This window comes from Chromobacterium sp. FG22, assembly GCF_057809415.1.
Map to the genome: position 1 here is coordinate 23,609 of NZ_JBMDJX010000039.1, position 8,591 is coordinate 32,199.

An 8,591-nucleotide genomic window follows, 5' to 3' on the forward strand; every position below is an offset into this window, starting at 1 on the left:
ATGACAATGGCAATGCGTTTTTCTGATTGATCTAATGAGTATGCCTGATGGTTTGCGGCTTGCGTTCTGGGTCTATTCAAGACCTGGCGCGCAAAATAGGGGTAGGCGGGGAAGCGCTTTGCTCATGAGCGGCATGAGTATTTCGAAGAGTCGCCGTCATGGCCGCAAACGCTTTGTCTGGCGCCTGCCCGCCTGGCGTTAAACGGGCGCTTACAGCCGCAGCGCGGCCAGCAAGGCGTTTTCCAGCGCCAGCACGGTTTTGTCGTCGCTAAGACCGGGGCCGGAGATCAGGAAAGAGTCCTCGGCGCGGCTGCCCAAGGTCATGATCTTGGCGGATTGCACATTCATCCGGTAGTCGGACAGCACCTTGGCGATGCGGGCCAGCAGGCCGGGGCGGTCGCCGGCGACGATGGACAGCACGTAGAAGCTGGCCTTGTCGTCCGGGCGGATCAGGATTTGCGGCGTGATCGGGAAGTGCTTGAGGTGGCGGCTGATGCGGCCGGAGGCGGGCAAGCTCAGTTCGCCCTCCTGGCGCAGGCATTCGGCCAGTTCGAACTCGATGAAATTGATCATGTCGCGATAATCGCCGTCATGATGCTCGGGCACGAAGACGTGGAAGGTGTCCAGCGCGTAACCGTGGCGGGTGGTGTAGACCTTGGCGTCGGCGATGCTGTAGTGGGTGCGGCCGAAGAAGGCGCAGGCGCGGGCGAACAGTTCCGGCCGGTCCCGGGTGTAGATCAGCACCTGGATGCCCTCGTGGTCGTCGGACAGCCGGGCGCGGACCAGGGGCTGCTCGGCGTGGACGAAGCGGTTGAGCAGGCGCGCGTGCCAGGCGATCTCCTTGGCCTCGTGGCGCAGGAAGTAAACAGTGTCCAGCTCCTGCCACAGCGCGGCCTCCACGCCGCCGGGCACCGCGTGCAAGCGCAGCAGCGCCTGGGCCTGGTGTTTGCGTTCCTCCAGCTCTGAGGCGACGTCCAGCTGGCCGCCGCGCACCAGTTGGCGCATCGCCGCGTGGTAAAGGTCTTCCAGCAGCTTGGCTTTCCACGCGTTCCAGACTTTGGGGCTGGTGCCGCGGATATCGGCCACGGTGAGCAGGTAGAGCGCGGTCAGCCGGCGTGGCGTGCCGACCAGCTCGGCGAAGCGGCGCACGGTTTCCGGGTCGTAGATATCCTGCTTCTGCGCCACGCTGGACATGGTCAGATGTTGGCCCACCAGCCAGGCCACCAGCTCGCCGTCCTCGGCCGGCAAGCCGTGCTGGCGGCAAAAGTCCGCCGCGTCCACCGTGCCCAGCGCCGAATGATCGCCGCCGCGGCCCTTGGCGATGTCGTGGAACAAGCCGGCCAGATACAGGGTTTCCGGGCGTTCGAAGTCGTTGATCAGCCGGGACATCAGCGGGTATTCGTGGGTGAAGGCGCTGCTGGCGAAGCGGCGCAGATTGCGCACCACCATCAGAATGTGTTCGTCCACGGTGTAGACGTGGAACAGATCGTGCTGCATCTGGCCGACGATGTGGCCGAAATTGGGCAGGTAGCGGCCCAGCACCCCGTATAGATTCATCCGCCGCAGGCAGCGCGTCAGCCCGTTGGGCTCGCGGAATAGTTGCAGGAACAGCTCGCGGTTGCGCGGGTTGTTGCGGAAGCGCTCGTTGATGTGGCTGCGGGCGTGCCACAGCGCGCGCAACATGCGCGGCGCGAAGCCGCTCAGTTCCGGGTTGCGCTGCAGCATCAGAAAAGCTTCCAGGATGGCGGACGGGTATTTTTCGAACACGTCCGGCTGGCGGATGCCCAGCATGCCGTTGACCGAGTAGAAGCGTTCGTTCAGGTTCTGAGTGACGCGCGGCACTTGCGAATAAATCCGGCCGCGCAGATTGGGCAGCAGGATGCCGTTGAGCTGGTTGACGGTCTTGGCGGCGCGGTAATACAGCTGCATCGCCTGTTCGCTGGCGCGTTTGGCCGGCGTGTCCTGCAGGCCCAGCGCCTGGCCCAGCTGTTGTTGCAGGTCGAAGATCAGCCTGTCCTCGCGCCGGCGCGCCAGCAAGTGCAGTTCGATGCGCAGGCCCAGCAATTGGCGTTCGCTGTGCTTGATCAGACGCGCTTCGGCCAGGGTCAGGATGCCGCGGCGCACCAGCGCGTCCCAGTTGTCGCCCAGGCCTATGGCCTTGCTGATCCACAGAATGGTGTGCAGATCGCGCAGTCCGCCCGGGCTTTCCTTGATATTGGGTTCCAGATTGTTGCCGACGCCGAAGTGGCGGGTGTGGCGTTGCTGCTGTTCCTGGGTCTTGCCCTCGAAAAAGGCCAGCGGGTCGCGTTGGCGGTCCAGCAGCGCGCTCATGCGCCGCCAGGGCGCGGCGTCGCCGGCGATCAGCCGGTTTTCCAGCAGATTGGTCTCAATGGTGATGTCGCCGCGGGCCTCGGTCAGGCATTCCTCGACGGTGCGCACGCTGTGGCCGATTTCCAGGCCCACGTCCCACAGCAGGCTGATGAAGGCGCCGACGCGTTCGCCCAGCTCCGGCGACGGCGGCTGGTCCAGCAGCACCAGCAGGTCGATGTCGGAATAGGGGAAGAGCTGGCCGCGGCCGTAGCCGCCCACCGCGATCAGGCTGGCGGCGCCGTCCAGGCCGGACTGCGCCCACAGCGCCTGCAGCGCGGCGTCCACGGTCTGGCTGTGCCGTTTCAGATATTCCTGGGGATTGCGCTGCTGCCGGTATTGCTCGGCCAGCGCCTGACGTTTGCCGGCCAGTTCCTGGCGCATGCGGGCGAGGGATTCCGCGGCCGGCGAACTCATGTCAGCGCCTTTCCTGTCTGGCGATGATGGCGACGCCGGCCACCAGGAACAGCAAGGTGGGCAGGGTGGCGGACAGGATGGGGTTCCAGTCGTACAACAGGCCCAGATGGCCGAACAGGCGATTCACGAAGTGAAAGGCGATGCCCAGGCAGATGCCGCCGAACAGACGGATGCCCAACTGGCCGTGGCGGCGCTGCTGCGGGGTGAAGGCCAGGGCCACCAGCGCCATCGAGATGCAGGCCAGCGGATAGAACAGCTTGCTCCACAAGGCGATTTCGTAGCGCTGGGTTTGCTGTTTATTGCTGCGCAAATGCTCCAGATAGGTCAGCAGCGCGCTGGCCGACATCTGTTCCGGCACCACCAGCAGCACGGACAGGATTTCCGGCTCGACGATAGATTTCCAGGACAGCTCGGGGTAATGACGGCTGACGGCCTGGTCCGCGGTCAGCGTGGTTTCGCGCACATTGATCAGCCGCCATTGCTGATCACTCTTGGAGAAGGAGCCGCGTTCGGCGTAACGGGTGCGCACCAGGCGGAAATTATCGTCGTAGGTGTAGATGCGCACGCCCAGCAGCGAGGTGTCCGGCAGCATTTCATGGACGTTGATGAAGTTCTGATTGTCCTTGACCCAGATGCCGGAACGGAACTCCTGCGCCACCATGGAGTGGGTGGCGGACAGCTTCAGGCTCTGCGCCTGCTGGCCGGTGCGCGGCGCCACCACCTCGCCCAGCAGCACGGTGAGCAGGGCGAAGCCGAGGCCGAATTTCAACAGCGTGGCGGCGATCTGCGGCAGGGTCACGCCGCTGGTGCGTATCACTGTGTATTCGCTGTTGGTGGCCAGCTGGGTCATCGCCACCATGCCGCCGATCAAGACCGCCAGCGGCATCAGTTCATAGGCGTGGCCGGGCATCAGCAGCGCGACATAGCCCAGCATCTTGCCCAGGGTGTAAGTGCCCTTGCCCAGATTGGGCACCTCGGCCAGCAGGTCGAAGAAGCCGTACAGGCCCAGCAGGGCCAGCAGGGTGAACAAGGTCGCCTGGCTCAGGGTGGCGACGATGTAGCGATGAATCAGTTTCATGACGGGATCAGGATTTCCGGAACAGCAGGGACAAGGCCTGGCCGATGGGACGGGCCGGGCGGTTGCGGTAGCTCAAGAGCGCCAGCGCCAGCGCCAGCATGGCCAGATGCACCAGAAGCACCAGCCAGACGCCGGCCTTGCCCTGGGCCACCCAGTTGCGGGCCACGGTCAGTCCGTTCTGATAAACGAAGAAAACCAGCAGCGACAGCAGGAGATTGTAGGTCTGGCCGCTGCGCGGGTTGAAATAGGACATCGGAATCGCCAGCAGGGCCAGGATCACGCAGCTGATCGGCATGGACAGCCGCCAGGCCAGCTCGGCGCGGTAGTCGGCGGAGTCCTGGCTCAGCAGCTGGGCGGTGGGAATGGCCTGGCGATTGCCGGACGGGCCCGGCATTTGCTGGCTTTCGCCGATGCCGGCGGTGTAGCGCTGGAATTCCGCCACCTCGTAGTTGGCGCTGCCGGGTTCGCCGACGTAGCGTTGGCCGTGTTCCAGCACCACCACGCGCTCGCCGTCCGGCTTAGTGGTAATAAAACCGGATTTGGCGAAAATCGTCGCCACTTTGCCGTCGGTGATTTCCTGCATGAAAATATTGGTGGCCGCGCCGTGCTCGCCGGAGTAGTTCTCGATGAAATACACCTTGTTGGACGAGGCCGATTCCTTGAACACGCCGGGAGAGATCGCGGAAACCTCCTCGCGGCGTTTGATCTGTTCTGCATAGTCCTGGCTGCGCTGATCGGCCCAGGGGCCGATGAACAGGGTGACGCCGGCGATCAGCACCGCCAGCGGCAGGGTGAAGCGCATCACCGGCCACACCCAATTGCTCAGAGACAGCCCGGAACTGAGCCAGACCACCATCTCGTGATCGCGCCAAATACGGGTCAACACCACTAAAATGGTGGCAAAAACCGTCAAAATCATCAATACCGGGAAAAAGCCCAGCGTAGTGAAGCCAAGCACCGCGGCAACGGCCTCGTTGGCCATCTGTCCTTCGGCCGCGCGGCCCAGCAGATTGACTGCCTGAGTGGAAACGATAATCGCCAGGAGCACGATGAAAACGCCTAAAGCGCTCAAAGTCAGCTCGCGAGTCAGGCTTTTTTGAAAAACCATTTATTCAGTGCCTTTTTGACTTTTCATGAAAAGCATTGTGATAATTCCGGGGACCATCCAGAAACGTCAAAAACGGACGATTTCGGAATCAACAACAAAATCCGTCTTCACCGGAAGGCCGGGCCGTCAGGATTCTACCCGCGCATCGACGGCCGGTTAAGAGGTGGAGCTACAGACACTCGCTCTACACGGGAGTTCTCAATGGAATTTAACATAAAAAGCGGCAGTCCGGAAAAGCAACGGGTAGCTTGCGTTATCGTCGGCGTGTACGAATCCCGCAAGCTGACCTTCGCCGCGGACCTGCTGGATCGCATCTCCAACGGCTTCATCAGCGACGTGCTGCGCCACGGCGATATGGAGGGCAAACTGGGCAGCACGCTGGTGTTGCATTCGGTGCCGCACACTCTGTGCGACCGGGTGATGCTGGTGGGCCTGGGCAAGGAGCGGGAGTTCCGCGCCAAGGAATACCGCGAGGCGGTGCGCGCCTCGGTCAAGGCCTTGACCCAGACTTCGGCGGTGGAGGCGGTCAGCTACCTGAGCGAACTGACAGTCAAGAAACACGACGTCGAGTGGATGATAGAACAGGCGGCGGTGGTGACGCTGGACGCCTTGTACCGTTTCGACCGCTTCAAGAGCAAGGTGGACGAATCGGTGCGCGAGCCGCGCAAACTGACGCTGGCGGTGCCGCGCCGCAGCGATCTCGCCGACGGCGAAAAAGGCCTGCAGCGCGGCCTGGCCATCGGCAGCGGCATGAAGCTGGCCAAGGACCTGGGCAATCTGCCGGGCAATGTCTGCACCCCCAGCTATCTGGGCGAAGAAGCGCGCCAGATGGCCGCGGCCTTCGGCGCCGACGCTGAAATCCTGGGCCCCAAGGACATCGCGGAACTGGGCATGGGCTCCTTCCTGTCCGTGGCCAAGGGCAGCGTGGAAGAGGCTCGCCTGATCGTGCTGCGCCATCACGGCGCCAAGGACAAGGGCGACAAGCCCATCGTGATGGTGGGCAAGGGCATTACCTTCGACTCCGGCGGCATCTCGCTGAAACCGGGCGAGGGCATGGACGAGATGAAGTACGACATGTGCGGCGCGGCCACCGTGCTGGGCGCTTTCCGCGCCGCGGTGGAAATGAACCTGCCGCTGAACCTGGTCGCCATCGTGCCCACTTGCGAGAACATGCCCAACGGCAACGCGCTGAAGCCGGGCGACATCGTCACCTCGATGTCCGGCCAGACCATCGAGATTCTGAACACCGACGCCGAGGGCCGGCTGATCCTGTGCGACGCGCTGACCTACGCCGAGCGCTTCGACCCGGCAACCGTGATCGACGTGGCTACGCTGACCGGCGCCTGCGTGATCGCGCTGGGCCATATCGCCACCGCGCTGTACAGCAATCAGGACAGCCTGGCGCGCGAACTGCTGGCCGCCGGCGAGGAAGTGGCCGACCGCGCTTGGCATATGCCGTTGTGGGACGAGTATCAGGACATGTTGAAGAGCCCGTTCGCCGACATGGCGAACATCGGCGGCCGTCCGGGCGGCAGCATCACCGCGGCCTGCTTCCTGTCGCGCTACGCCAAAGCATACGACTGGGCGCATCTGGACATCGCCGGCACCGCCTGGAAGGGCGGCAAGGACAAGGGCGCCACCGCGCGTCCGGTGCCTTTGCTGGTGCAGTTCCTGCAAGACCGCGCCGACATCGCGCTGGGCAATGTGGTGCGCCGCGGCCGTCCGCGCCGCGAAACCCCTGAAACGGTGGACGATGAGCAGGATTGATTTTTACACCAAAGTGGCCGACCCGCAGGGCTTCGCCTGCCTGCTGGCGGCCACGGTGATGCGCAAGGGGGAGCGGCTGCTGATCTGGTTCGACAGCGAGCAGCAGCTCGACACCTTCAGCCGGCAGCTGTGGAGCTTCGGCGATACCCGCTTCGTGCCGCACTGCAGGCTGGGCGCCGACGAGGCGGCGGACACGCCGATCTGGCTGACCGCCCGCCTGCCGGACGCGCTGGAGCACCCGGTATTGTTGAACCTGGGTTCGAATTTGCCGGAGCGGATGGAGCGCTTTGATCGTATTCTGGAGATAGTCGGACGCGACGAAGCGTCGCTGGAGACGGCGCGCCTGCGGTTCAAGGCGTATCGCGAGCGCGGTTATGCAATCGAACATCACGACATGAGCAATAAGTGACCATGAGCGAGCCGTCAAAGCCCAAAGAGCCTGACTGGTCCGGCCTCAACCTGCCGGTGTTGACCGAGGTGGTGGATGAGTCGCAAGTGCCTACCTTGGGCGACGAAGTCATCGACATCCCCGATTTTGATTTCTCCAGCGAACTGGACGCGCTGGCCGACCAGTTGGGCGAGCCGCCGCAGGACCTGCCCGCCGAACTGGAAATTCCCGAACTGAGCCTGGAGGAGCTGATCGCCGCTCCCGTTCCCGGCGAAGAGCCTTTGCTGGACCTGGCTTCGCTGCCGTCGCTGGATCTGGACGACATGCCGGCCTCTGAACTGGGCATCGAGCAAGTGCTGCCCGGCTGGAACCCCGCCGCGGCCTTGCCGGAGGCGGCGCTGCCGGCGGCGGAAGCCGGCGATTTCGAATTTTCGCTGCAGCCGGCCGGCGAGGAGCCGCCGGCGGAGGCTTTGGCCGACGAGTCCGCGTCCATCGCGGAAGAGCCGCCGGCCGCGGCGCCTGCTCCGGCGCTCGATGCCGAGCCGCTAGTCGCCGAGGCTGAGCCGGCAATGGCCGCCGCGTCTGCGGCCGCCGAACCGGAGCCCGTTGGCATCGAGATTCCGGATGCGGAGGCGCCGACCGCCGTACCGCCCGCGCCGGATGTCGGCGTGGCCGAGACGCTGATCGAGCCGCCCGCGCCGACGCCTTTCACTTCCATTTCCTTGGATAGCCTGCCCACCGGCGTGCTGGGCGGCGGAGTCGGGCCGGAAACCCAGGTGGACAGCTTGCTGCCGAATTGGCCGGAGAGCCCGGCGGAGGAAGCCGCCCCCGTCTGGCCGGAACCCGCCGAGGCCCCGTCCGCCGGCGCGCCGGCGGACGATCTGGAACAATTTGCGCCGCTCCAGGGCGAGAGCGCCGTCGAAGCGCCGTCCGAGATGGATGAGCTGCCTGTGCCGGCGTTTGACGTCGCGCCGGCCGTAGCGCCCGAAGCGGTGTTTGAACCGGCGGTGGCGCTTCCCGATGCGATGATTTCGCCGGAGTCCGCCGTCGCCGCGGCGCTTGCCGCGCCGGGAGAGGAGCCCTTGCTGGCCGAGATCGACCAAGCGCTGGCGGGCTTGCAGACGGAGCCTGTCTTGGCGATGCCGGAGGCCGTTGAGGCGGAGGCGCATGAGCCTCCGGCTGAGACGGAAGCGCCAATGATGGACGCCGCGTTTGCCGAAGCGGCGGCAGAGCCGGTGTTGGACGAGGCGCTGGAGCCGCAAGCCGCCGAGTTGGAAGTCCCGCAGCTGGACGCAGCGTTCGCCGAGCCGGCGGAAGTCGAAGCGGTAGCCGAGCCTGTGTTGGACGAGGTGCTGGAACCGAAAGTCTCCGAACCGGAAGCCCCTCATCTGGACGCTGCGTTTGCCGAGCCGGCGGAAGCCGAAGCGGTAGCCGAGCCTGTGCTGGACGAGGCGCTGGAGCCGCAA

6 protein-coding genes are annotated in these 8,591 nt (G+C 64.7%); 3 read left to right on the top strand and 3 right to left on the bottom strand.

Annotated elements, in window-relative coordinates:
- Nucleotides 1-210 precede the first annotated feature (210 nt).
- From ACODSD_RS23005 to lptF, 3 genes are read right to left on the bottom strand one after another with little or no spacing between them, the layout of a single operon-like run.
- Complete coding sequence (locus ACODSD_RS23005) at nucleotides 211-2,784, bottom strand: [protein-PII] uridylyltransferase (RefSeq protein ID WP_227103596.1); 2,574 nt, start codon at nucleotides 2,782-2,784, stop codon at nucleotides 211-213.
- A gap of 1 nt (nucleotide 2,785) precedes the next feature.
- Nucleotides 2,786-3,862, bottom strand: coding sequence for an LPS export ABC transporter permease LptG (gene lptG / locus ACODSD_RS23010; protein ID WP_488878425.1), 1,077 nt, complete (start codon nucleotides 3,860-3,862; stop codon nucleotides 2,786-2,788).
- A 7-nt stretch (nucleotides 3,863-3,869) separates the two neighbouring features.
- Nucleotides 3,870-4,970, bottom strand: a complete 1,101-nt coding sequence (gene lptF / locus ACODSD_RS23015) for an LPS export ABC transporter permease LptF (RefSeq protein ID WP_107798755.1) — start codon at nucleotides 4,968-4,970, stop codon at nucleotides 3,870-3,872.
- A gap of 201 nt (nucleotides 4,971-5,171) precedes the next feature.
- On the opposite strand from lptF, the gene ACODSD_RS23020 reads away from it, so the two are divergent.
- The 3 genes from ACODSD_RS23020 to ACODSD_RS23030 form a co-directional block, all read left to right on the top strand.
- A complete protein-coding gene (locus ACODSD_RS23020; protein WP_107798756.1) occupies nucleotides 5,172-6,737 on the top strand; it encodes a leucyl aminopeptidase in 1,566 nt (521 codons plus the stop codon).
- Entirely contained in the window at nucleotides 6,724-7,146 is a 423-nt protein-coding gene (locus tag ACODSD_RS23025) for a DNA polymerase III subunit chi (RefSeq protein ID WP_048412222.1), read from the top strand. The genes ACODSD_RS23020 and ACODSD_RS23025 overlap by 14 nt, the downstream gene beginning before the upstream one ends.
- A gap of 2 nt (nucleotides 7,147-7,148) precedes the next feature.
- Nucleotides 7,149-8,591: hypothetical protein (locus tag ACODSD_RS23030; RefSeq protein WP_488878426.1), on the top strand; the 1,443-nt coding region annotated here is incomplete at its 3' end.

Coding starts and splice junctions, on each gene's coding strand:
- ACODSD_RS23005 (WP_227103596.1), bottom strand. CDS start 2,784: ATGAGTTCGCCGGCCGCGGAATCCCTCGCCCGCATGCGCCAGGAACTG.
- lptG (WP_488878425.1), bottom strand. CDS start 3,862: ATGAAACTGATTCATCGCTACATCGTCGCCACCCTGAGCCAGGCGACC.
- lptF (WP_107798755.1), bottom strand. CDS start 4,970: ATGGTTTTTCAAAAAAGCCTGACTCGCGAGCTGACTTTGAGCGCTTTA.
- ACODSD_RS23020 (WP_107798756.1), top strand. CDS start 5,172: ATGGAATTTAACATAAAAAGCGGCAGTCCGGAAAAGCAACGGGTAGCT.
- ACODSD_RS23025 (WP_048412222.1), top strand. CDS start 6,724: ATGAGCAGGATTGATTTTTACACCAAAGTGGCCGACCCGCAGGGCTTC.